Source organism: Streptomyces sp. NPDC056580 (genome assembly GCF_042793175.1).
Lineage (GTDB): Bacteria > Actinomycetota > Actinomycetes > Streptomycetales > Streptomycetaceae > Streptomyces.
The window spans coordinates 15,917-39,026 of record NZ_JBHTVE010000017.1; the positions used below are offsets into that span (position 1 = coordinate 15,917).

Below are 23,110 nucleotides of genomic sequence, written 5' to 3' on the forward strand. Positions count from 1 at the left end.
AACGGAGGTGTACGGGCATGGAACGAGGCAGCAACCCGCTCGGTCCCCGCAAGGACGACGAGATGAAGCACGAGCTGGAAGGGCAGCTGCGTGCCGGCCGGCCCACACACGTGGAGGAGGCCGTCGAGCCCGAGCCGCCGGCCGACGACGACATCCGCGTCGACCCGGGTGGCCCCGTCCCGCCACGCGGTGAGGAACGTGAACATGCCCGGGCGGTCGCCGAAGCGGACTCCCTGCGGCTCGAACTGGCGCGTCACCTGGAGCGCGCCGCTTTCCCGACCGGCCGCCGGGGGCTGCTCGAGGTCCTCGAAGCTCACCACGCGCCGGACCCCCTGCTGGAGGAGGTGCGGAAACTCCCGGAGAACGGCGAGTACGCCAATGTGACAGAGGTCGTCAAGGCGCTCGGCGGCGAGCCCACGGTGTGAATCGTCCGCCGCGGAGACAAGCAAGGCGTGGTCACGACCGTTCCCGGGGAGAGCCGCCCGAAGACGACCTCTACCGACGAAGTTCCAACGTCGTCCCAGGTCAGCGCACCCTGCCACGGGGTTTCAGCGGCACCGGGGGCAGCTCGGGCGCGGGCAGCGGGTCCCCGTCGTAGCCCTTCACCTCGCCGAAACGTGTCCCCTTCATCCATTCCTCACGAGCTTGTACGACCTCCTCCTGGGTGCGGGCGACGAAGTTCCACCACATGATCAGCTCCTCGGCGAACGGTTCGCCGCCCAGCAGCATGATCCCGGCGTCCGACTCGGCCCGCAGCGGGAGTTCGGCGCGGCCGCAGCCGAGGTAGAGCATCGAGCCGGGCAGCACCGGTACGCCGTCCACGTGCACCTCGCCGGACATGGCCAGCACCCCGTACTCGAAGTCCGGCTCCAGGGGCAGGCGTACGTCGGCGCCCCGGGTGAGGCTGAGATCGGCGCCGACGATCGGGGTGAACGCCGTGCCGGGGGAGGACGTGCCGTCGAGGGCGCCGAGGATCACGGTGGCCGTCAGACCGGGCACGGTGACCTGGGGCAGCTCGGCGTGGTACTCGAACCTGGGGTCCGTGTGGCGGTGTTCGTCGGGCAGCGCGACCCAGAGCTGGGCGCCGTGCAGGAAGCGCGCGTGCGATCCGGGGCTCTCCTCGGAGTGGCTGATCGCCCGGCCCGAGGTCATCAGGCCGAGCTGCCGGGGTCCGATGGTCTGGAGGCTGCCGGTGGAGTCGCGGTGCAGCACCTCGCCCTCGTGCAGCCAGCTCACCGTCTGCAGCCCGATGTGCGGGTGCGGCGGCACCTGCATACCGGGCTCGTCGGCGATGTCGTCGGGTCCGTAGTGGTCGACGAAGGCCCAGGCGCCGATCATGCGCCGGCCGAGGTTCGGCAGCAGCCGGCGCACCTCGGTCGACTCGCCCAGCTTCACACGGCGGGGGCTCAGCAGTTCACGGACGGGCTCGGCGACGACGAATCCGCGGCCGCCGCACACGCTCGGTACCGGCGCGCGGTCAAGGTTGCTCATGTGCCACAACCTAGCCGCCTCCGGGCCGCGACGCCGACAGACCCTGGCCCGGGCCCGGGTCCCGGGACACGGCCGCCGGACCGGCCCTAGGGCGCCGGGCTGCTCGGGGACGGCCGGGCCGGTTCCGGAGGAACGGTGGTGGGCGGCGGGGTCGGGGTGCCGGTCGTCGGCCGGGGGGAGCGGGCCGGTGCGGTCGGGCGTGGCTGTTCGTTCCGCACGGTGAGGAGCACCAGGGCCGCCACCGCGGCCAGCGCGAGCAGGCCGATGGTGACGCGGCGCAACGGCGCCCGGCGGGAACGGGCCGCGGGGGACGGCGGGCGCGGTGGCCGCAGGTCGGCCGGGCCGACGGACCGCGCGCGTGCGGCCAGGGCGGCGCGCAGCCGCTCCTCGACCGGCGCCGCGGCGGTGCCGGTCCCTCCGGGGGCTGAGTCGTTCATCGCAGACCCTCCAGACGTCGGCCCAGGGCGTCCAGGGCCCTGCTGGCCGTGGACTTGACGGCGCCCCGCGACAGGCCCAGCGTCGCCGCGATCTGGGCTTCCGTCAGGTGCGACCAGTAGCGCAGCACCAGGACCTCGCGCTGGCGCGGGGTCAGCGTCCGCAGGGCCGCCAGCACCTCCTGGTGGTCCTCGTGCAGCAGGACGTCCTCCTCCGGCGGCGGCGCGTGCCGCTCGGGTTCGGGGGCGTGCGCCCGTACCGTCCTGCGCCGCCGCAGCACCGAACGGGCGCCGTTGACGACACTCGTCCGCAAGTACGCCGCCGGGTCGTCGAGCGAGCCGAGCCGGTGGCCGTGGCGCCGGAACAGCGCGGTGAAGGCGTCCTGCACGACGTCCTCGGCCGTGGGCAGGTCGTCGACCAGCAGTACCGCCAGGCGCACCAGGGAGAGCCGGCGGTGGTGGTACAACTCCTCGATGTCCGGCTGAGCCTCGATGGCGGCCGCCCCGTGCGCGCCGGCGCCGGCGCGGCCGCCAGCCGGTGCCGGGACGGCCGGGCCCCCGGCGCGGACGCGTGCGAGGAGACGGGCGCCGAGCGGTGCGCGCAGGGCTGCCGCCAGCGCCGCGGGCAGGCGGGGCCGCCTGCCCGCGGGGGTGCGGGACGGGCCCCAGGGGAGGGGCGCCGCCGGTGGTGTGGCTGTCGTCATGGATCTCCCGGCCGGAGGTGCGGGGAGCCGCGCCGGGCGGCTCCCCGCACCTCCGGCGCTGCCTCAGTGGTGCCGCGGAGCCGGCGCGGGTGTGGCGAGCCGGCTCGCCGGGACCGGACTCGGCGAGGCCGGCCGGTGGCCGTGCGGCGCGGGGGCCGGCGCCGGGGTGCCGGGAAGGGTGGGGGACGGCACGGGGGCCGGCGCCTTCGTGCCCGGCACCGACGGAACGGGGGTCGGCCGGTGCGGGCTGGACGGCACGGGGGTCGGGGCGGCGGTGGGCGGGTTCGACGGCGTGGGGACGGGCTTCGAGGACGGCGGACGGGTCGGGGAGGGTACGGGCGCCGGGGTCGCGTGGCCGCCCGCGGGCGCCGGCGCGGCGGTGGACGCGGAGTGGGAGGCGGGCCGGGCGTCGCCCTGCACCGCCTGGGCGGTGATGGCGCCGCCCACGGCCAGGGCCGCGCCGAGGGCGGAGACCCCCAGGACGGTGCGCAGCCTGCGGGAACGGCCGGGGCGGGGGAGTTGCTGTGCGGACATGGGTTCCTTCGGTCGATCGGTGCCGGACAGGGGTCGAAGTGGAGGCCTCCACCCCGACAGACGTCCGGCCCCGGCCGAGGTTGCACCCGGCCCCTGGCAAATTTTTTTCCGGCCGTCCCTGACCGCACCGACCCGATTGGCGGGCCCGGTGGGGCGGGCCGACGATGGAGGCGAGGGGTGCGGTCGCCGTCATTGCGCTGCCGGTGCCGTCCGTGGCCGCCGGGGACGGGGGCCGGCCCCGGCCGTGGTGAGCGGCCGGAAGGGAGGACACCCTCATGCTGGAAGTGAAGACGGTCGACAAACCCGACGAGCGGCGTGACTTCCCCCGCGGCCACCTCGAAGCCCTCCACCTGACCGGGCTCGACTTCGCGGTGGGCACCTTCGAACCGGGCTGGCGATGGTCGGATTCCGTCGGACCGATCGCGGGCACCGCGAGCTGCCTGGTCCACCACAACGGCTACATGGTCCAGGGACGGATGCACCTGCGGATGGACGACGGCGGCGAGAGCGAGGTCGGCCCCGGCGACGTCTTCGTCTGCGGACCGGGCCACGACGCCTGGGTGGTGGGTGACGAGCAGGTCGTGGTGTTCGACTTCGCCGGGACGACGGCGAACGAGTACGCCAAGGGCTGAGGCGGGCACGCCGAGGGCCGTGGGGCGCGCACCCGCGGCCCTCGCCGCGCGTCCGGCGTCACACCGGCAGCAGCCGGGCGATCAGCCCGCCGAGCTGCCGGGCCGTGCGGCACTCGTGCATCTCGACGAGTTCGGCGTAGGCGGGCGCCGCCGAGTCGCCGGTGCCCCACTGGGCGCGCGGCTCGGGGTTGAGCCAGTGCACCCGCCGGGCGCGGCCGGCGAGTTCACGGACGGCGGGCAGGTTCGGGTCGCTCATGTTCGTACGGGCGTCCCCGAGCACGAACACCGTCGTCCGCGGGCCGACCGCCGCGCCGTACCTCTCGGTGAACTCGCCCAGGGCGACGCCGTAGTCGCTGCTGCCGTGCCAGCCGGTGAGCGTGGCCTCCGCGCGGATCCGGGCGCCGAGCCCGTCCGGGTCGGCCCGGCCGTGGGCGAGCAGCCCGGTCACCTCGTCCAGCCGGTTGACGAAGGCGAAGACGCGGACCTTGCCGAACTGGTCGTGCAGGGCCTGCACCAGCAGCATCGTGAAGTCCGAGAACCCCGCCACCGAGCCCGACACGTCGCACAGCAGCACCAGCTCGGGCCGGGCCGGACGGCGCCTGCGCAGCACGGGCCGCATCGGCACCCCGCCCGTGGACAGCGAGGAACGCAGCGTGCGGCGCAGATCGATCGTGCCGCGCGCGGCCCGGCGGCGGCGCGCGGCCAGCCGGGTCGCCAGCTTCCGCGCCAGCGGCCACACCACCCTGCGCAGCTCGGCGAGCTGGTCGCGGTGGGCGTGCAGGAAGTCCACCCGGTCGGCGGTCGGGGCCACCGCCCGCCGGGCGATCTCGTCGCGTCCGCGCCGCTCGGCGACCCGGCGCCTGGCCTCCGCGGCGACCAGCCGCCGGAACACCTCGATGCGGCGCCTGATCTCGTCGTCCAGCAGCCGGTCCGCGAAGCCCGTGCCGCCGTCCCGGCCCCGTACGTCGGCCCGCACCCGGGCCAGCAGGGTCTGCGGCCGGAGCCGGTCCAGCGTCTGGTGCGCCGACCAGCCGTCCGATCCCGGTGAGCTCCCGTACCCCCCGAAGCCGTCGACGGCCTCCGCGGCCAGCCGGGCCAGCAGTGCCCGGTCGTCGGCCGCCAGCGCGCGCGCCAGGCGGTCGCGCAGCTCCTCCCGGCCCGCCGGCGAACGCTCCGGGCCGCCGACGCCGCGCGGGAAGTACAGGTCGAAGACCGGGTCGAACACGGCCCGCTGGGCCGGGCCGTGCAGCAGGGTCGCGGCCAGTCCCTCCCGCAGCAGCTCCCGGTCGGCGAGGCCGAGGGCCTCCACGGCGAGGGCCGCGTCGACCGTCTCCCCGGTGCCGATCCGCACGCCGTGCGCGCGGAGCGCGGCGACCAGCCCGGTGATCCGGTCCTCGACGCCGGTCACAGCGCTTCCAGGTCCAGTTTGGCCGCCGCCTTCAGCACGTCGTCCTGGTGCTTGAGGAGCACTCCCAGGGTGTCCCGTACGACCGTCTCGTCCAGCGTGTCCGCGCCCAGGGCCAGCAGGGTCCGCGCCCAGTCGACGGTCTCCGCGACGGACGGCACCTTGCGCAGGTCCATCGCGCGCAGCGCCCCGGTCACCCGCACCACCGACTCGGTCAGCGCCGCGCCGAGGCCCGGCACCTTCAGCGTCACGATCCGCCGCTCCAGCTCCTCCTCCGGGAACCCGATGTGCAGGAAGAGGCAGCGGCGGCGCAGCGCCTCGGACAGCTCGCGGCCCGCGTTGGAGGTGAGCACGACGAAGGGACGCCGGGTCGCGGTGACCGTGCCCAGTTCGGGGACGGTCACCTGGAAGTCGCTGAGCACCTCGAGCAGCAGGCCCTCCATCTCGACGTCGGCCTTGTCGATCTCGTCGATCAGCAGGACGGTCGGCTCCTCGCCGCGGATCGCGGTGAGCAGCGGGCGGGGCAGCAGGAACTCCTCGGTGAAGATGTCGGTGCGGGCCTCGTCCCAGCTCTCGCCGCGGCCCGCGCTGATCCGCAGCAGCTGCTTGGCGTGGTTCCACTCGTACAGGGCCCGGGACTCGTCGACGCCCTCGTAGCACTGCAGCCGGACCAGCCGGGCGCCGGCGGCCTGGGCGACGGCCTTGGCCAGTTCGGTCTTGCCGACGCCGGCGGGCCCCTCGACCAGCAGCGGCTTGCCCAGCCGGGCGGCGAGGAAGGCGGTCGTGGCGACGGCGGGCGAGGCGAGGTACCCGGTCTCGGCGAGACGGGCGGAGACGTCGTCGACGGACGTGAACAACGGGGCCTCCGGCGGGGTCGGGAAACGGCGTCCGCCGACTATCTAAGCGCTTGTTCAGCGCTTCTGTCACGCGGTCCCGCCGCCCCGCCCGCCCGCGGACACGGGCCGGCCGTCACCCGTAGAGCGAGCGGGCTCCCGGGCTGTCGCCCTTGAAGCGCTGGCCCATGGCGATCTCGTCGCCCACCACCGACCAGACGGTCTCGTCGTCCTCGAAGGGGAGCGGGTCGACGTCGCTCGTCTCCTCGCGGATGCGGTCGACCTCGCCGTCCAGGCGCTCGAAGTCGGCCTCCTCGTCCTCCTCTTCACCGCTGAAGGTGAACTCCTCGAGCAGGCGCTGGAACCGGAGGGTCACCTGGACGAGGGAGGAGACGTCCGTGTGGAGCTCCCGCACGGTCTCCTCGTCGGGGTCGAAGGCGTGCACCTTGCCGGACCCGGGGTCGAGGGCGAGGTGCGCGTTGAGCAGCCAGCCGATGACGGGCCAGCCGCCCGCGCCCTCCGCGGCGTCCTCGAAGTCCTCGACGTGGACTACGTCCTGGACGAGGGGCAGCAGTCCGTCCTCCTCGTCGGGCTGACGCAGCAGGAGCGTGCCGGTGGGGACGCCGACGGTCTGCAGGAGGCGGGCGCCCTCGCTGTCCGCGGCGGCGGGCGGGAAGGCGGTGGCGGGCACGGTCGCGATCCGGTCCTCGCCGAAGATGTCGACGAGCTCGCTGCGGGTGACGTCGAAAAGCACTTCCGGAACTCCGAACTCGGCGGCGACGGGCGCCGGGGGATTCTGGCCGTCCGCCCTCCTAGGGGAGGAACCTGCGGTCCGAGGGCGAGAGGTTCATCACCGTATCAGTGCGTCCGCCGGCGGCACCGTGCTGGGCCCACTGGTCCTCCAGCCACTGGACGTAGGCGCGGTGCTCCCGGTCCTTCTTGTACTTGCTGAGCTCCGTGCCGTCCGGCCCCTTCTCGGACTGGTCGTACTTCGCGCTGTGGGTGACCTCGAGGTGGTCGGGGAATTCCCTCGCCAGGTATTTGTCGCACTTGGGATTCTTCTGGCAGGGCTCCCGTTCCGTGTAGAGCCGGCTGACGTGACCCTCGTGGCCCTTCTTTATCAGCGGGTGTCCGATGGAGCGTTCGGAGTGCGCCTTGCCGCTGGCGCCGACCAGGATGAACCGCTTGCCGTTGCCGTCGTCGTACAGCGCCGAGGCGTAGTTGCCGCCGGGGACGTAGGAGTCGGGGCGTTCGGCGCGGTTGGCGTAGCGGCCCAGCTGGGTGGCGCGGGCCAGCTCGGTGGAACCGGGCGCCACCTTCTTGGAGTCGACCGTCCCGCCGGTGCCGGGCTTGTCCTTGCGCTGCTTGTCGTTCTTGTTGTTCCACGGGTACCAGGCCTTGTCGCCGAGTACGTCGTTCACTCCGGAGGAGTCGCCGGGATGGACGGGACCGGTGGTGCCGTCGTGGTGCAGCCGGCGTACCGAACCGTCGTCGCTGAGAAGGTACATGGGCGTGTCGCCGTCCCGCTTGACCTTCTTGACCTCGACCTTGTCGGCCTCGTCGCCGACGTCGCGGTCCTTGCGCTTCTGGTGCCGGGAGGCGGCCTTCACCCGCTCCGGGATGGTGTCGGTGACGTGGTCGGTCACCTTCTTGACGGCCTTCTCCATGCCGTCGATGGCGTCCTCGAGGATGCCGTCGAAGGCCTTGGTGAACGCGTCCCTGCCCTTGGTCCTGCCGAAGGTGTGCTTCGACCTGCCGAGGTGGATCCCGGACTGGCTGCCCATGTCGCTGCCCTGGCGGGAGACCTTGCCGGCGCCGTCCTCGAACTCGGCGTGGTCGATGACCGTCTTCTTGCCCCCGCCGCCCGAGCCGCCGCTGTCGCCCGCGGAGGCGAGCTGCATGCCGCCCGGCTTGTCACCGGGGTTGAAGGCGCCCTCGGCGAGGTCGAGGACCATGTCGGAGACGAGTTCCCGGAGTTTGCCGGTCACGGGCTCGGTGACCTTCGCGATGAGCGCGTCGACGATCTGGTCGACCGCCTCGTCGACGAGCCGCTTGACGATGGTGCGCATCAGCGCGATCTCGCCGGCGGCGGCCGCGGCGGACAGGCCGAGCGTCACCGGCGCGGCGGCGAGTTCGGCGACGATGGTGCCGGCGAGCACACCGAGTTCGACGCCCGCCTTGACCTTCATGCCGCGGATGATCTGGCCGACGCCGTCGCAGGCGTCCGCGAACAGCCGTGCCACCTCGGGGATCTTCTCCAGGTGACGGGTCTTCACGTGCGACCAGTGCTTGTCCATGGCCTCCACGGCCCAGCCCTCGGAGGAGGCGAGGATGCGGGTGACGGCCTTGTGCGCCTCACCGCCGTGGCCCTCGAACTGGTCGGCGAAGTCCCGCATGGACGTCGCCATTTCGAAGTAGTCGTCCTCGTCGACATTGGGCCAGTTGATCCCGATGAGGTCGAGCGCCTCGTCGATGATGCTCGGCAGTACCAGACCCATGGCCGCGTGCTCCGTCCCCGTCGACTGGTGGTCTCCTGCCTCCAGCCAACGGGACAGGTTGTCAGGTACACAAGATTAGACCGGCCGCGTCACGGTCGTGTGACAGGAGTTCCATCTGACGGTGACGACAACGCAGTTGGCCGGACTCGCACGGGAACACGGGGTGCGCCGGAATGCGACGGGCGGGCGGATCGCCGGTGTCCGTACGGCACTTGCCCCGGGTGCGGGCGCTGCGGGGCGCCCGCCGTTCACCGCGTGGCGGCCGTCACCGCGCCCGCAGCCGCACGAGTGCCTCGTCCGTGCCCACCACCAGGTCGCCTTCCGCCGTGAGGGCGAGGGCGTTGGCCCGGCTGCCGGGGCGGAAGGTGCGCAGCCGGTCGTCGTCGAGGACCCGGTGTTCCACGAGGCCGTCGGCCCACGCGATCGCGAGGACGAGCCCGGCCCCGGCCGTCGCCACCGCCACCGCGTCGACGGCGCAGCCCCGGGCGGCCACCGGCTCGGGCATGGGGCCGGTGTGGGGGGCCCACGCGCGTACGGTGCCGTCGGCGCCGCCCGTGTACAGCAGGAGGACTGTGTCGCCCTCCGCGGAGACGGGCAGGGCGGTTCCGGCGACCGCGGTGACGCGGCCCCGGTGCAGGGCGGAGGTGCGCGGTTCGGTGCCGGCGGTCACCACGTGCACCGTCCCCGCGGCGTCACCGAGGACGACACGGTCCCCGGCGCCGGCCAGCGCGGTGAACGCCTCCCGCTGACGCCCCGTGTACTCCGCCACCGCCTCGAGGAGCCGCCTCTGCTCCGAGGGGCCGTCGTCGAGCAGGGCGGCGAGCCCCTTGGACCGCGCGGACTCGGCGGCGCGCTGGGTGCGCAGGAGGCCGTGCTCGTCGAGGGCGCTGACGGTGCCGTCACCGTGCTCGGCGATGGCGAGGACGCCGGGCGCGGAGTGCGGCAGGCGTCCGGTGGAGCGGGCGCTCTCCGCGTCGAGGACGCGCACGGTGCCCTGGTGGTCGGCGACGACGAGCTGCCCGGCCAGGGGGCCCGTGCCGGCCGTCAGGGAGCGGACCGGTCCGGGCCACGGCGGGGTGACGTCGCCGCGCACCCGGTGCCAGACGAGCGTCCAGGGGGCGTCCCGGGCAAGGGATCCGAGGATGGCGGGCAGCCGCGGATCACCGGCGTCACCGAGGGCGGCGAGGAGGACCAGGGCTCGTTCCGCGGCCGGTTGCTCGCGGGTCAGGGAGGCGCCGGCCCGCAGCCAGGCGGCGCGCAGTCCGCCGTGGTCCTCCTCGGAGCGTTCGTAGGCGGTGGTCACGCTCCAGGGGTCGGCGGCGCACACCGAGGCGGGATCGTCCAGGTCGAACGGTTCCTCGGGTTCCGGTTCCCGCTCCGCGGACCCGGCCGGGGCGACGGGGTGGGCCGCGTCCCAGGACTCGCGGCGGGCCTCGTCGGTCCACCGGGGCTCGTCCAGGTCCATGCGGGCGCAGGGCCCGGCGGTGAGCGCCTGCGCCCACGGCGTACCGGAGCGGACCTCGACGATCACTCGCACGTGCTCCAACGAGGCCAGGGCCAGGGCGAGTTCGACGAGCGGGCCGGGCTGTTCGGCGGAGTGCAGTCCCGGCAGCGCGATGACGGTGCGGCGCCGGTCCGCGGCGAGCGCGGTCAGCAGCTCGCCCGGGGAGCGGGCGGCGACCGACAGCTGTTCGCCGAGCATCCAGACGGCCGTGGTCGTGGTCTGGCCGGGCAGCGGCACGAAGCCGTGGACACGGCGTTCGCCGACGGCGCCGGGCCGGGTGCCGTGGCCGATCAGCCAGGCGAGGAGCCGCGACTTGCCGCTGCCCTCGGCGCCGGTGACCACGGCGAGACCGGGGGCGTGGGGGTCGCCGAGCCAGGCGAGCAGGGCGGCCGCCGCGGGCTCCCGCCCGGAAGCGGGACGGGACCAGGGCGGTGCGGGATCGGCGGTCACGCCCCTGCCTCCGTTCCCGCCGTGCCCGGACGGCGAGTCACTGCCGGGCCTGCCGCGCGGCGTGGGTGATGAGTTCCTTGAGGCCCTCCTCGCGGGACTCCGCGGTGGCGCCGTAGTCGAAGCTGTGCGTGAACTCGGCGTGCGGGAGGACGGCCTGGAGCCAGGCGGCGCAGTAGTGGCCCGGCATCATGCACGGTTCGAGCTCGCAGTAGACGCGGCGGACCTGCTCGGGCTCCACCCCGGTGGAGGAGAGCCGCTGCCACAGCTGCTCCTCGGGGTGCGGGCGGCCGGGACCCGCCTGCGCGGTGACGATCTGCTTTGCGCCGTCCTCGCCGACGTACTCGAAGGCCGACGAGAAGGGGAAGTTGAGGGTGTGCCGGACGTCGTCGAGCACCCGCGACCACCAGTTCTCGCGGTCGGCGACGGCCTCCGGGTCGATCTGCCGGATCTCCCGGACCAGCGCGGCGAACGCCTCGGCGGCCGACTGCAGTCCGTCGGAGGCGGCGATCACCGGCAGGGCGCGGTCCAGGGCGGCGGCGCAGTGCGTGAAGGCGGCGACGTCCGAGCTGACGAACAGGGCGGCTTCACCACGGCCGAGGAAGACCGCCTGCACGGAGCCGTCGGTGCGGACGCACAGGTTCGCCAGCCGGTCGGTGCCGATGCGCACCCACTCCGCCCAGTCGCCCTGCAGGGCCACGCCACGGTGGCCGGTGTACATCCCGAGGGTGGGCCCGTCGGTCTCGTCCGCCGCGATGAAGTACGGGCCGACGTGCAGCGGCACACCGACCTGCGCGAGGTGGGTGCGGGCCGACGCCGGCACGGTGCCGTACGAGGCGGGCACGCTGATGCGGCGCAGCCCCTGGGGACCGAACTGTGCGACGGCGGGGTCCGAGGGGAGCTCGGGCATCACAGACCTCTCACGGTGGCGGACTTACCGGCCCCACCCTATGCGCAGTCCGGGCTTCCGACGGCGGGGACCCCGACGCCGGTTCCGCCTGCCCGGTCCGCCCGCGGCGGGCCCGCCGCGGGCGGCCTTCGCGGAGCGCACCACGACCGCGCGCCCGGCACGCCGCTCACTCCCCGCCCACCAGCACCACCTCCAGGGTGCGCGGCCCGTGCACCCCCTCCACCCGGTCGAGTTCGATGTCACTGGTCGCCGAGGGCCCGGAGATCCAGGTCAGCGGACGGGCCGGGTCCAGTCGCCCGAGGGCCTGCGGGACGGAGGCGACCACCTGGTCCGGGACGCGCACCACGCACACGTGGTGGTCGGGGATCAGCGTGATACGGCGCCGGCCCTGGTCGGGGGAGCCGTCCAGGACGATCGTGCCGGTCTCGGCGATCGCGACCGCGCACCCGGTGACCACGCTGTCCACCCGGTCCAGTTCACGCGCCGTGCTCCCGGCGCGGTCCTCCACCCGGGCGGGACCGGCGGCCGCCAGCCACCCGGCCGGCAGGCCCGGCGGCACGAGCACCCGCTCCGAGCCGTGTGCGGCGAGCAGCCGGGCGATCAGGGCCGGCAGGCCCGCCGCGTCCGTGCGGTGCACGAGCGCCCGGTAGTCCGCCAGGTTCTCGGCCAGCAGCTCCACGGTCTGCCCGGCCGTAAGGCCGCCGTGCTCGCGCAGGTAGTCCCGCGCCACCGCCTCCTCGTACGGCCGCTCGTCCGCGGGCAGGTCCGCGAGCGCGCGCCGCACCCGGCCAAGGATCCGTTCCCTGCTGCTCACTTCGCCGTGCCCTTCCCGCCGTCCGTACGCTGCCACCAGTCCCGGAACGGCTCCGCCGGCACCGCCGGCAGGTCCCGGGTGCCGCTCCACGCCCGGCCCGGACCCGGCAGTGCGCGCGGGTGCAGCCGGCGGGTGCGGGAGGCGAGCCGCTGCCCGGCGCGCAGCGCGCCCGGGTGGGCGAACGCCCAGCGCGCGGCCCGCATCGCCGCCCGCTCGGCGGCGTGGCCGCGGGCCGGCCTCAGCACTACCTTGTTGCCCGCCCGGACCGCCTCGCCGCCCTGCGCGACCCGCTCCCGCAGGTGCACCAGCACCTCCGGGATGTCGATGGCGACCGGGCACACCTCGTAGCAGGCCCCGCACAGCGAGGACGCGTACGGCAGGGAGGCGTCGATCTCGCTGCCGGTGCCGCGCAGCTGGGGGCTGAGGATGGCGCCGATCGGCCCCGGGTACACCGAGCCGTAGGCGTGGCCGCCCGCCCGTTCGTACACCGGGCACACGTTCAGGCAGGCCGAGCAGCGGATGCAGCGCAGCGCCTGCCGGCCCACCTCGTCGGCGAGGGTGTCGGTGCGGCCGTTGTCGAGCAGGACCAGGTGGAACGTCTCCGGGCCGTCCCCGTCCGTGGTGCCGGTCCACGTCGACGTGTACGGGTTCATCCGCTCGGCCGTCGAGGAGCGGGGCAGCGTCTGCAGGAAGACCTCCAGGTCCCGCCAGGTGGGCACGATCTTCTCGATGCCGACGACCGAGATCAGCGTCCTGGGCAGGGTCAGGCACATCCGCCCGTTGCCCTCGGACTCCACGACCACCAGGGTGCCGGTCTCCGCGACCATGAAGTTGGCCCCGGAGACTCCGACCTCGGCCCGCAGGAACTTCTCCCGCAGGTGCAGCCGGGCGGCCTCGGCGAGCTCGGCGGGTGAGTCGCTCAGGCCCTCCGGGGCGGGGCGGCCCCACTCGGCCATCTCGGCGCGGAAGATGTCCCGGATCTCGCCCCGGTTGCGGTGGATGGCCGGGACCAGGATGTGCGAGGGCCGGTCCTTGCCCAGCTGCACGATCAGCTCGGCGAGATCGGTCTCGTAGGCGCGGATGCCCGCGGCCTCGAGGGCTTCGTTGAGCCCGATCTCCTGCGTGGCCATCGACTTGACCTTGACGACCTCCGACTCGCCGGTGGCCCGGACCAGTTCGGTGACGATCCGGTTGGCCTCGTCGGCGTCGGCGGCCCAGTGGACCGTGCCGCCGGCCGCCGTCACCGCCTCCTCCAACCGGACCAGGTACCGGTCGAGATGGCGCAGCGTGTGGTCCTTGATCCGCTTGCCCGCCTCCCGCAGCGCCGCCCAGTCGGAGACCTCGGCGACCGCCCTGGCCCGCTTGGCGCGGATGGTGTGGGTGGCGTGGCGCAGATTGCCGCGCAGGGTGGGGTTGCCGACGGCTTCGCGCGCCGCCTCGGGGAAGGCCGGCATGCCCAGGTACGTTCCGCTCATGCGGCCGGTTCCTCCTCAGTGCTCGCCAGGATCTCCGCGATGTGCACCGGCCGCATGTCCGTCCGCAGCCGGCTCATCGTGCCGCCGATGTGCATCAGGCAGGAGTTGTCGGCCGCGCACAGCACCTCGGCGCCCGTCGACTCGGCGGCGCGCACCTTGTCCGCGCCCATCGCCGCCGACACGGCGGCGTTCTTGACCGCGAACGTGCCGCCGAACCCGCAGCACTCCTCGGCGCCCGGCAGCTCCACCAGTTCCAGCCCCTTCACGGCGTTCAGCAGCCGCCGGGGCCGGTCGCCCAGGCCCAGGGCGCGCAGTCCGTGGCAGGTGGGGTGGTACGTCACCCGGTGCGGGTAGTGGGCGCCGACGTCCGTCACCCCCAGCACGTCCACCAGGAACTCCGTCAGCTCGTACGTCTTCGGCACCACCGGCGCGAGCACGCCGGCCAGCGCGCCGCCGCGGCCCTCGGCCCGGGCCCGCTCGCCCATGCGCGGGTACAGCTCGCGGACCATCGCCCCGCACGACCCGGACGGGGTCACGATCGCCTCGTACTCCCCGAAGACTTCGGCGAAGTGCCGGGCCAGGGGCTCCGCCTCGTGCCGGTAGCCGGTGTTGTAGTGCGCCTGCCCGCAGCAGGTCTGGTCCATCGGGAAGTCGACCTCGACCCCCAGTCTGGTCAGCAGTCTCACCACCGCCCGGCCGGTGTCCGGATAGAGCGTGTCGTTGACACAGGTCAGGAACAGGGCGACACGCATCGCGGCTCCTCGGCTTCGGTCGTCGGACGTTTGCAGGGTAATCGCCGTGATATCCGCCGGGCGGCGGGCGGCTCACCGCGTGGCGAGCCGCGCCGCCGCCTCCCGCCAGCGGGCGGTGCCGCCCCGGGGTGTGTAGCGGGTCAGGGGCTGGGTGCGCGAGAGCAGCCGGCGCATGCCCGCGAGGTCGCCGGCCAGGCCGTGCGTGCGGGCCTGCACCAGCACGTTGCCGAGGGCCGCCGCCTCGGTCGCGCCCGCCACCAGCGGCAGCCCGCAGGCGTCGGCGGTGAGCTGGCACAGCAGCGCGTTGCGGGTGCCGCCGCCGACGATGTGGACGACGTCGACCGGATGGTCGGCCAGCCGCTGCGCGTCCTCGACGGCCCGGCGGTGGGCGAGGGCCAGCGAGTCCAGGATGCAGCGCGTCACCTCGGCCCGGGTCACGGGCACCGGCTGCCCCGAGGCTCGGCAGGCTTCGGCGATCCGCTCCGGCATGCCGCCCGGCGCGAGGAACGCCTCGTCCCCGGCGTCCACCACCGACCGCAGCGCCGGCACCCCGGCCGCCTCGCGCAGCAGCAGCCCCAGATCCGGTTCGCCCCAGGCCCGCACGCACTCCTGGAGCAGCCACAGCCCCATGATGTTGCGCAGGTATCGCACGGTGCCGTCGAGCCCCAGCTCGTTGGTGAAGTTCGCGGCCCGGCTCTCCTCGGTGAGCACGGGCGCGTCGAGTTCCAGACCGGCCAGCGACCAGGTGCCGGTGCAGATGTAGGCGAAGCGCCCCTCCGTCGCCGGGACCGCGGCCACCGCCGACGCCGTGTCGTGCGAGGCGACCGCGGTGACCGGCACCGGACCGGTGAGCCCGGTCTCCGCCAGCACCTCCGGCCGCAGCAGCCCCGCCGGGTCGCCGGGCCGCCGCAGCGGCGCGAACAGCCCGAGGTCGACGCCCAGCCGCTCGGCGACGCCGTACGCCCAGTCCCGGGTGCGCGGATCGACGAGCTGGGTGGTGGAGGCGTTGGTCAGCTCGGTGCCCTGCTCGCCGGTCAGCCAGTACGTCAGCAGATCCGGGATCAGCAGGAGCCGGCGCGCCTGCGCGAACTGGGCGGTCGAGCGGGCGGCGGCGAGCTGGTACAGGGTGTTGAAGGGCGCGTACTGCAGACCGGTCGCCGCGTAGAGTTCGGCGGCCGGCACGGTCGCCCACACCTTCTCCGCGACGCCCTCGGTCCGGGCGTCGCGGTAGTGCACCGGGTTGCCCAGCAGGGCGCCGTCCGCGTCCAGCAGGCCGTGGTCGACGGCCCAGCTGTCGATGCCGACGGAGTCGACCGGACCCGCGGCCCGCAGCCCGTCCAGCACGCCGGCGTACAGCCCCATGACGTCCCAGCGCAGGCCCTCGGGGAGCCTGACCGGCCGGTTGGCGAAGCGGTGCGCCTCGGTCAGCTCCAGCGAGCCGGGGCCGACCCGGCCGACCATCACCCGCCCGCTGGAGGCTCCCAGGTCGACGGCCGCGTAGGACCGCACCGCGCCGCTCATCGCAGGAACGCGGCGGCCACACCCGCGTCGACCGGGATGTGCAGGCCGGTGGTGCGGGTGAGCTCCCCGCCGGTGAGCGCGAACACCGCGTTCGCCACGTGCTCCGGCAGCACCTCCCGCTTCAGGATGGTCCGCTGGGCGTAGAACTCGCCCAGCTTCTCCTCCGGCACTCCGTAGACCGCGGCCCGCTGGGCGCCCCAGCCGCCCGCGAAGATGCCGGACCCGCGGACCACGCCGTCCGGGTTGACCCCGTTGACGCGGATGCCGTGCTCGCCCAGCTCGGCCGCCAGCAGCCGCACCTGGTGGGCCTGGTCGGCCTTGGTGGCGGAGTAGGCGATGTTGTCGGGGCCGGCGAAGACGGCGTTCTTCGACGCGATGTACACGATGTCGCCGCCCAGCCTCTGCGCGGTCATCACCCGGGCGGCCTCCCGGGAGACCAGGAAGGAGCCGCGGGCCATGACGTCGTGCTGCAGGTCCCAGTCCCTGGCCGAGGTCTCCAGCAGCGGCTTGGAGACGGAGATGCCGGCGTTGTTGACGACCAGGTCCACTCCGCCGAAGGCGAGCACCGCGGCCTTGAACGCGGCCGCGATCTGCTCCTCGGAGGTCACGTCGACCGTGACGGCGACGGCCTTGTCGCTGCCGCCGAGCTCCTCGGCGACGACCGCGGCGTTCCCGCCGTCGAGGTCCGCCACGACCACGCAGGCGCCCTCGGCCACCAGCCGCCGGGCGATGGCCCTGCCGATGCCGCTGCCCGCGCCGGTGACCAGCGCGACGCGCGTGGCCAGCGGCTTGGGCGCGGGCATCCGCCGCAGCTTGGCCTCCTCCAGCGCCCAGTACTCGATGCGGAACTTCTCCGACTCCTCGATCGGCGCGTACGCGGACACCGCCTCGGCGCCCCGCATGACGTTGATCGCGTTGACGTAGAACTCGCCCGCCACCCGGGCGGTCTGCTTGTCCTTGCCGAAGGAGAACATGCCCACCCCGGGGACCAGCACGATCGCCGGGTCGGCGCCGCGCATGGCGGGGGAGCCGGGCAGCGCGTGCCGCTCGTAGTAGGCGGCGTACTCCTCGCGGTAGGCGGTGTGCAGTTCCTTCAGCCGGGCGATCGCGTCCTCGAGCGGCGCGGTCGGCGGCAGGTCCAGCACCAGCGGGCGGACCTTGGTCCGCAGGAAGTGGTCGGGGCAGGAGGTGCCGAGGGCGGCCAGCCGCGGGTGCTCGGCGCGGGAGACGAAGTCCAGCACCACGTCCGAGTCGGTGAAGTGGCCGACCTGCGGCCGGTCCTGGGAAGCCAGGGCCCGCACGTACGGCGCGAGCGCGGCGGCCCGCTCCCGGCGCTCGGCCTCGGGCAGGGCGTCGTAGCCCTCCAGGACGGGACCGAACGGCTCGGCCCTGCCCTTCTCCTCGAGGAAGGCCTCGGCGGTGCGGATGATGTGCAGCGAGTTGCGCTCGCACTCCTCGGCCGTCGCGCCCCAGGCGGTGATGCCGTGACCGCCGAGAACGACGCCGATCGCCCGCGGGTTGGCCTTCTTGATCGCCGCGATGTCGAGGCCGAGCTGGAACCCGGGCCGCCGCCACGGCACCCAGGCCACCGTGTCGCCGAAGCACTCGGCGGTCAGCTTCTCCCCGTCGGCGGCGCAGGCGAGCGCGATGCCGGAGTCGGGGTGCAGGTGGTCCACGTGCGGGGCGTCGACGAGGCCGTGCATGGCGGTGTCGATGGAGGGGGCCGCCCCGCCCTTGCCGTGCAGGCAGTAGTCGAACGCGGCGACCATCTCGTCCTCGCGCTCGACACCCGGGTAGACGCCGGCGAGGGCGCGCAGCCGGTCCAGCCGCAGCACGGCGAGCCCGGCCTCGGTGAGGGTGCCCAGGTCGCCGCCGGACCCCTTCACCCACATCAGCTCCACGTCACCGCCGGTGACGGGATCGGTGCCGGTTCCCTTGGCGGAGGCGTTGCCGCCGGCGTAGTTGGTGTTGCGGGGGTCGGCGCCCAGCCGGTGCGAACGGGCGAGCAGAGCGGCGGCTTCGGGATGCGTGGCCATGGATCTCGGTCCTTCTGCGGAAGAGGGTGGATACGGGCGGGGCAGGGGGCGGTGCGGTCGGGTCGCCTCAGGCTCCCCACCCGGCCTGCTCCCCGCCCACCCGCTCGGCGACGATCCGCTCCGCCCAGCCGGAGCGGGCGTACGCGGCGATCGGGTCGCCGTCCAGCCCCATCTCCTCGCGCACCTCGCGCAGCAGCGGCCGGACATCGGTGTTGTAGGCGTCCATCAGCACGGCGTTGGCGCCCAGGACGTCACCGGAGGCCTGCGCCGCGGCCAGCGCCTCCCGGTCGACCAGCAGCGCCTTGGCCGTGGCCTCCTGGACGTTCATCACGGAGCGGATGATCGCCGGGATCTTCGCCTCGATGTTGTGGCACTGGTCGAGCATGAACGCCACCTCGGAGCCGAAGCCGCCCCCGCGCACCACCTCGTACATGATGCGGAAGAGCTGGAACGGGTCAGCGGCCCCCACCATCAGGTCGTCGTCGGCGTAGAAGCGGGAGTTGAAGTCGAACCCGCCGAGCTTGCCCTCCCGCAGCAGCGTGGCGACGATGAACTCGATGTTGGTGCCCGGCGCGTGGTGCCCGGTGTCGACCACGACCTGCGCCTTCGGCCCCAGCTTCAGGCAGTGCGCGTACGCCGTGCCCCAGTCCGGCACGTCCGTCGTGTAGAAGGCCGGCTCGAAGAACTTGTACTCCAGCAGCATCCGCTGGCCGTCCCCGAGCCGGGCGTACACCTCCGCCAGACCCTCGGCCAGCCGGTCCTGCCGGGCGTGGATGTCGTCCTGGCCGGGGTAGTTGGTGCCGTCCGCGAACCACAGCTTCAGGTCCCGCGAGCCGGTGGCGTCCATGATGTCGACGCAGGCCAGCAGGTGGTCGACGGCCTTGCGGCGCACCCGGGCGTCCGGGTGGCAGATGCTGCCCAGCTTGTAGTCGTCGTCCTGGAAGGTGTTGGAGTTGACGGCGCCGAGCCGTACGCCCTGCTTCTCGGCGTACTCGGCCAGTGCCGCGTAGTCCTCGACGGCGTCCCAGGGGATGTGCAGGGCGACCGTGGGCGCGACCCCGGTGAACTCGTGGACCCTGGCCGCGTCGGCCAGCTTCTCCCTGGGCGAGCGCGGGACGCCGGGCTGCGCGAACACCTTGAAACGGGTCCCCGAGTTCCCGTACGCCCACGACGGCGTCTCGACGGCCTGTGTCCTGAGCGCGGCCTTCACCGCGGCGAGGTCGGTCACTTGGGGGCTCCTGTGGTGTCGGGTGGAACGACTGAGCGGGTGAAACGATTCAGAACGGCAAGCTATGAGTCGTCCAGGGGGGTGTCAAGCATTCCGGCCGACACCGTTGCCCGGGACTCCTCTGTCACCTACGGCTATCGAAAGTTTTTCGACTCGGACCCATTGACGTGACATGCCCGGGATGCCTAACGTCCCGGCAATCCAGTTGAAACCTTTCACGACGTCGAGGGGCGGTGCCGCCGGCGTCGTCGAGGAGCTCCCATGACCCACCCGCCTGACCCGGGGCCGACCCCGGTGCTGGCCCTGCGGGACGTCTCGAAGTCCTTCGGTGCCGTGCGCGCCCTGCGAGGCGTCTCCCTGGAGTTGCTGCCCGGTGAGGTGCACGCCCTCGCCGGTGAGAACGGCGCGGGCAAGTCGACGCTCATCAAGACGCTCGCCGGGGTGCACCGCCCGGACTCCGGCCAGGTGCTGCTCGACGGCGAGCCCGTCGTCTTCCACGGGCCCGGCGACGCCCGCGACGCCGGGATCGCCGTGATCTACCAGGAGCCGACGCTCTTTCCCGACCTGTCCATCGCCGAGAACATCTTCATGGGCCGCCAGCCCCGCCGGGCCTTCGGCCGGATCGACCACAAGGCCACGCACGCGGCGACCGCGGCCCTGATGCGGCGGCTCGGCGTCGAGCTCGACCCCGACCGGCCCGCCCGCGGACTGTCCATCGCCGACCAGCAGATCGTGGAGATCGCCAAGGCGCTCTCCTTCGACGCCCGGGTCCTGATCATGGACGAGCCGACGGCGGCCCTGACCGGCAGCGAGGTCGCCCGGCTCTTCGGCGTCGTCCGCACCCTGCGCGAGCAGGGCGCCGCGGTGCTGTTCATCTCCCACCGGCTGGAGGAGATCTTCCAGATCTGCCGCCGGGTGACCACGCTGCGGGACGGCGCCTGGATCGCCAGCGAGCCTCTCGACGGCATGACCGAGGACGACCTGGTCCGCCGGATGGTCGGCCGCGACCTGGACGAGCTGTACCCCAAGCAGGACGTCACACCCGGCGAGGTCGCCCTGAGCGTGCGCCGGCTGACCCGCGAGGGCGTCTTCACCGACGTCTCCTTCGAGGTGCGGCGCGGTGAGATCGTCGGTCTCGCCGGACTGGTCGGCGCGGGCCGCACCGAGGTGGCCCGCGCGGTGTTCGGCGTCGACCGGTGGGACGCCGGCGAGGTGGAGGTCGAGGGCCGCAGACTCACCCGGGGGGCGCCCTCCACCGCGATGGCCGCCGGACTCGCCCTGGTTCCCGAGGACCGGCGGGCCCAGGGCCTGGTGATGGAGATGTCCATCGCGCGCAACATCGGGCTCACCGGACTGCGCACGACCGTGAAGGCCGGCCTGATGGACCGCGGCGCCGAACGCAGCCGTTCCCTCGACTGGGCGGTACGCCTCCAGGTGAAGTACGCCCGGATCGCCGACGCCGTCTCCACCCTCTCCGGCGGCAACCAGCAGAAGGTCGTGCTCGCCAAGTGGCTCGCCACCGGCCCGAAGGTGCTGATCGTGGACGAGCCGACGCGCGGGATCGACGTCGGCACCAAGGCCGAGGTGCACCGGCTGCTCAGCGAGCTGGCCGCCGAGGGCGTCGCCGTCCTGATGATCTCCTCCGACCTGCCCGAGATCCTCGGCATGGCCGACCGGGTGCTCGTCATGCACGAGGGCCGGATCACCGCCGAGATCCCGCGCTCCGCGGCCACCGAGGAGACGGTGATGGCCGCCGCCACCGGAAGGGCCGCGGCATGACAGCCCGAGGAAGGGCCGCCCGTATGACCCCGACCGTCACCAGGAGGGCCGCCGCATGACGGTGACCACCCCGAACGAGGCACCGCTCACCGAGGTGCCCGGCTCCAGCGGCACCCGGCTGGTGGACCGGGTCTTCAGGATGCGCGAACTCGCCATCCTGGCCGTCTTCCTGGTGATGATCGCCGTCACCCAGGCCGGCAACAGCGAGTTCCTGTCCGAGCAGGGCATCAAGGACCTGCTGCTCAACGCCACGATCCTGGTGCTGGTCGCCACCGGCCAGTCCCTCGTCGTCATCACCCGCAGCGTCGACCTCTCGGTCGGCTCCGTCCTCGGCATCAGCGCCTTCGCGGCCGGCACCTGTCTGCACGGCGGCGGGAGCCCGGCCGTGGCGCTGCTCCTCGCCGTCCTGCTCGGCGTCGGCTTCGGCCTGCTGAACGGTGCGCTCGTCAGCCTCGGCCAGGTGCCCGCGCTGGTCGTCACCCTCGGAACGCTGTACATCATCCGGGGAATCGACTCCATCTGGGTCGGCTCCCGGCAGATCACGGCGGCCGACCTCCCCGGCGGGTTCGTGGACTTCGGCTCCGGCGGCCTCTCCGCCGTCCCGTGGCTCGCCCTCATCGCGCTCGCCGTCCTGATCGCCACCGCCTACTACCTGAAGCACTTCGGCAGCGGGCGCGAGCTGTACGCGCTCGGCTCCAACCCGGAGGCCGCCCGGCTGGCCGGCATCCCCGTCCGCAGGCGCATCCTCACCGCCTACACCGTCTGCGGCGCCCTCGCCGGGCTCGCCGGCGCCCTGTACCTGGCCCGGTTCGGCAACGTCGACTCCGGCACCGGCAACGGCTACGAACTCACCGTCGTCAGCGCCGTCGTCGTAGGCGGCGTCGCCTTCACCGGTGGAGCCGGCAGCGTCTACGGTGCCGCCCTCGGCGCTCTGCTGCTCACCTCCGTCAACAGCGTGCTGCCCGCCCTCGGCGTCAGCTCCGTGTGGGTGCTCGCGATCAACGGCGTCCTGCTGCTGCTCGCCATCGCCGTCGACCGGGTCGTCGCGCTGCGGGTGGCCGCCGCCCTGAAGAAGAAGTCGGCCCTGAGCAAGGCCCCCCTGACCGAGGAGAACGCCGGTGCCTGAGACGCTGAGCCGCGCCGTCCGCTGGGACACCGTCGTCGGCGCCCTCCTGATCGTCCTGCTGCTGATGTCGTTCGGCTTCGTGGACGGCTTCGGCAACTCCCTCAACCTGTCCTTCCTCATCGGCAACACGCTGCCCATCGCGCTGATCGCCCTGCCCATGACCCTGCTGGTGGTCTCCGGCGAGGTCGACCTGTCGGTCGCCTCCACGGCCGGGCTGTCCGGCGCGGTGATGGGCAAGCTGTGGAACCAGGGCATGGCCATCGAGACGATCATCCCGCTCTGCCTGCTGCTGGGCGTGGTGTGCGGCCTGGTCAACGGCCTGCTGGTGACCAGGCTCGGCCTGCCCTCGCTCGCCGTCACCATCGGCACCCTCGCCGCCTACCGCGGCATCGCGCAGATCGTGCTCGGCTCGGACGCGGTGACCGACTTCCCCGCCCGGTACCAGGACTTCGCCGCCGGACGTCTCGGCGACAGCTTCCTGCCCCAGGCCTTCCTGCCCTTCCTGGTGCTGCTCGCCGTCGCCGTCGTCGTGCTGCACGCCACCCCGTTCGGCCGGTCGCTGTTCGCGGTCGGCGCCGGCGAGGAGGCGGCCCGGTTCGCCGGCATCCGGGTCAAGCGGGCCAAGCTGCTGCTGTTCGTCGCCACCGGGTTCATGTCCGCGCTCACCGGCGTCTTCTGGGCCCTGCACTACGCCAGCGCCCGGTACGACAACGCCACCGGCCTCGAACTCTCCGTGGTGGCCGCCGTACTGCTCGGCGGCATCGACTTCGACGGCGGCAAGGGCACGCTCGGCGGCGCGATCGCCGGGGTGTTCCTGCTCGGCGCGCTGCAGAACGTGATGAGCCTGCTGAACGTCTCCGCCCAGTCCCAGATCGTCGTCACCGGCGTGCTGCTCGTCGTCTCCGTGCTCGGACCCCGGGTCGCCCGCCAGATCACCGTCGCGAGGGCGGGCCGCAGAGCCGCCCCGGCACCGACGTCGTAACTCCC

21 protein-coding genes are annotated in these 23,110 nt (G+C 73.6%); 5 read left to right on the top strand and 16 right to left on the bottom strand.

Translation table 11 applies throughout. From position 1 onward, the window contains the following. Positions 1-17 precede the first annotated feature (17 nt). Positions 18-425, top strand: coding sequence for a DUF2795 domain-containing protein (locus tag ACFQ9Z_RS31955; protein ID WP_383027305.1), 408 nt, complete (start codon positions 18-20; stop codon positions 423-425). 100 nt (positions 426-525) lie between these two features. On the opposite strand, the gene ACFQ9Z_RS31960 is transcribed toward ACFQ9Z_RS31955, so the two are convergent. The 4 genes from ACFQ9Z_RS31960 to ACFQ9Z_RS31975 form a co-directional block, all read right to left on the bottom strand. Continuing rightward, on the bottom strand, positions 526-1,491 hold the full coding sequence (locus ACFQ9Z_RS31960) for a pirin family protein (protein WP_383027308.1): 966 nt from the start codon (positions 1,489-1,491) through the stop codon (positions 526-528). Positions 1,492-1,577: 86 nt separating this feature from the next. Beyond that, on the bottom strand, positions 1,578-1,928 hold the full coding sequence (locus ACFQ9Z_RS31965) for a hypothetical protein (protein WP_383027311.1): 351 nt from the start codon (positions 1,926-1,928) through the stop codon (positions 1,578-1,580). Further along, the gene (locus tag ACFQ9Z_RS31970; RefSeq protein ID WP_383027314.1) at positions 1,925-2,629 is read right to left on the bottom strand and encodes an RNA polymerase sigma factor; all 705 of its coding nucleotides are present in this window, start codon (positions 2,627-2,629) and stop codon (positions 1,925-1,927) included. Before ACFQ9Z_RS31970 ends, ACFQ9Z_RS31965 begins: the two co-directional genes overlap by 4 nt. Before the next feature lie 63 nt (positions 2,630-2,692). Further along, entirely contained in the window at positions 2,693-3,163 is a 471-nt protein-coding gene (locus ACFQ9Z_RS31975) for a hypothetical protein (RefSeq protein WP_383027318.1), read from the bottom strand. A 275-nt stretch (positions 3,164-3,438) separates the two neighbouring features. On the opposite strand from ACFQ9Z_RS31975, the gene ACFQ9Z_RS31980 reads away from it, so the two are divergent. After that, positions 3,439-3,795, top strand: a complete 357-nt coding sequence (locus ACFQ9Z_RS31980; RefSeq protein WP_383027325.1) for a cupin domain-containing protein — start codon at positions 3,439-3,441, stop codon at positions 3,793-3,795. A 58-nt stretch (positions 3,796-3,853) separates the two neighbouring features. Here the strand turns inward: ACFQ9Z_RS31980 and ACFQ9Z_RS31985 are convergent, their stop codons facing one another. The 12 genes from ACFQ9Z_RS31985 to rhaI form a co-directional block, all read right to left on the bottom strand. Beyond that, positions 3,854-5,203 (bottom strand): VWA domain-containing protein, encoded by a 1,350-nt coding sequence (locus ACFQ9Z_RS31985; RefSeq protein ID WP_383027330.1) that lies wholly within the window; start codon positions 5,201-5,203, stop codon positions 3,854-3,856. Continuing rightward, complete coding sequence (locus ACFQ9Z_RS31990; protein WP_383027333.1) at positions 5,200-6,057, bottom strand: AAA family ATPase; 858 nt, start codon at positions 6,055-6,057, stop codon at positions 5,200-5,202. The genes ACFQ9Z_RS31985 and ACFQ9Z_RS31990 overlap by 4 nt, the downstream gene beginning before the upstream one ends. A 112-nt stretch (positions 6,058-6,169) precedes the next feature. Beyond that, on the bottom strand, positions 6,170-6,787 hold the full coding sequence (locus ACFQ9Z_RS31995; protein WP_383027339.1) for an SUKH-4 family immunity protein: 618 nt from the start codon (positions 6,785-6,787) through the stop codon (positions 6,170-6,172). 58 nt (positions 6,788-6,845) lie between these two features. Beyond that, positions 6,846-8,531 carry a nucleic acid/nucleotide deaminase domain-containing protein gene (locus tag ACFQ9Z_RS32000; protein WP_383027344.1) on the bottom strand — a complete coding sequence of 562 codons (1,686 nt, stop codon included), beginning with the start codon at positions 8,529-8,531 and terminating at the stop codon, positions 6,846-6,848. Between the two features lie 265 nt (positions 8,532-8,796). Continuing rightward, positions 8,797-10,485 carry a hypothetical protein gene (locus ACFQ9Z_RS32005; RefSeq protein WP_383027348.1) on the bottom strand — a complete coding sequence of 563 codons (1,689 nt, stop codon included), beginning with the start codon at positions 10,483-10,485 and terminating at the stop codon, positions 8,797-8,799. Between the two features lie 37 nt (positions 10,486-10,522). Then, positions 10,523-11,392 carry a nucleic acid/nucleotide deaminase domain-containing protein gene (locus ACFQ9Z_RS32010; protein ID WP_383027352.1) on the bottom strand — a complete coding sequence of 290 codons (870 nt, stop codon included), beginning with the start codon at positions 11,390-11,392 and terminating at the stop codon, positions 10,523-10,525. Between the two features lie 166 nt (positions 11,393-11,558). Beyond that, the gene (locus tag ACFQ9Z_RS32015) at positions 11,559-12,206 is read right to left on the bottom strand and encodes a lactate utilization protein C (protein WP_383027357.1); all 648 of its coding nucleotides are present in this window, start codon (positions 12,204-12,206) and stop codon (positions 11,559-11,561) included. Then, a complete protein-coding gene (locus ACFQ9Z_RS32020) occupies positions 12,203-13,681 on the bottom strand; it encodes a lactate utilization protein B (RefSeq protein ID WP_383027360.1) in 1,479 nt (492 codons plus the stop codon). Before ACFQ9Z_RS32020 ends, ACFQ9Z_RS32015 begins: the two co-directional genes overlap by 4 nt. Beyond that, a complete protein-coding gene (locus ACFQ9Z_RS32025; RefSeq protein WP_383027364.1) occupies positions 13,678-14,433 on the bottom strand; it encodes a (Fe-S)-binding protein in 756 nt (251 codons plus the stop codon). Before ACFQ9Z_RS32025 ends, ACFQ9Z_RS32020 begins: the two co-directional genes overlap by 4 nt. 72 nt (positions 14,434-14,505) lie before the next feature. Continuing rightward, complete coding sequence (locus tag ACFQ9Z_RS32030; RefSeq protein WP_383027368.1) at positions 14,506-15,954, bottom strand: rhamnulokinase family protein; 1,449 nt, start codon at positions 15,952-15,954, stop codon at positions 14,506-14,508. Further along, positions 15,951-17,990, bottom strand: a complete 2,040-nt coding sequence (locus tag ACFQ9Z_RS32035; RefSeq protein WP_383027371.1) for a bifunctional aldolase/short-chain dehydrogenase — start codon at positions 17,988-17,990, stop codon at positions 15,951-15,953. The genes ACFQ9Z_RS32030 and ACFQ9Z_RS32035 overlap by 4 nt, the downstream gene beginning before the upstream one ends. A gap of 67 nt (positions 17,991-18,057) precedes the next feature. Further along, positions 18,058-19,218 carry an L-rhamnose isomerase gene (gene rhaI / locus ACFQ9Z_RS32040; protein WP_383027374.1) on the bottom strand — a complete coding sequence of 387 codons (1,161 nt, stop codon included), beginning with the start codon at positions 19,216-19,218 and terminating at the stop codon, positions 18,058-18,060. Positions 19,219-19,479: 261 nt separating this feature from the next. On the opposite strand from rhaI, the gene ACFQ9Z_RS32045 reads away from it, so the two are divergent. The 3 genes from ACFQ9Z_RS32045 to ACFQ9Z_RS32055 are packed head-to-tail and all read left to right on the top strand — an operon-like array spanning position 19,480 to position 23,105. Continuing rightward, positions 19,480-20,997: a sugar ABC transporter ATP-binding protein gene (locus ACFQ9Z_RS32045; RefSeq protein WP_383027380.1), complete on the top strand. Its 1,518-nt coding sequence runs from the start codon at positions 19,480-19,482 to the stop codon at positions 20,995-20,997. A 55-nt stretch (positions 20,998-21,052) separates the two neighbouring features. Next, entirely contained in the window at positions 21,053-22,123 is a 1,071-nt protein-coding gene (locus ACFQ9Z_RS32050) for an ABC transporter permease (RefSeq protein ID WP_383027387.1), read from the top strand. Next, complete coding sequence (locus ACFQ9Z_RS32055) at positions 22,116-23,105, top strand: ABC transporter permease (RefSeq protein ID WP_383027392.1); 990 nt, start codon at positions 22,116-22,118, stop codon at positions 23,103-23,105. Before ACFQ9Z_RS32050 ends, ACFQ9Z_RS32055 begins: the two co-directional genes overlap by 8 nt. Positions 23,106-23,110: the final 5 nt, after the last annotated feature.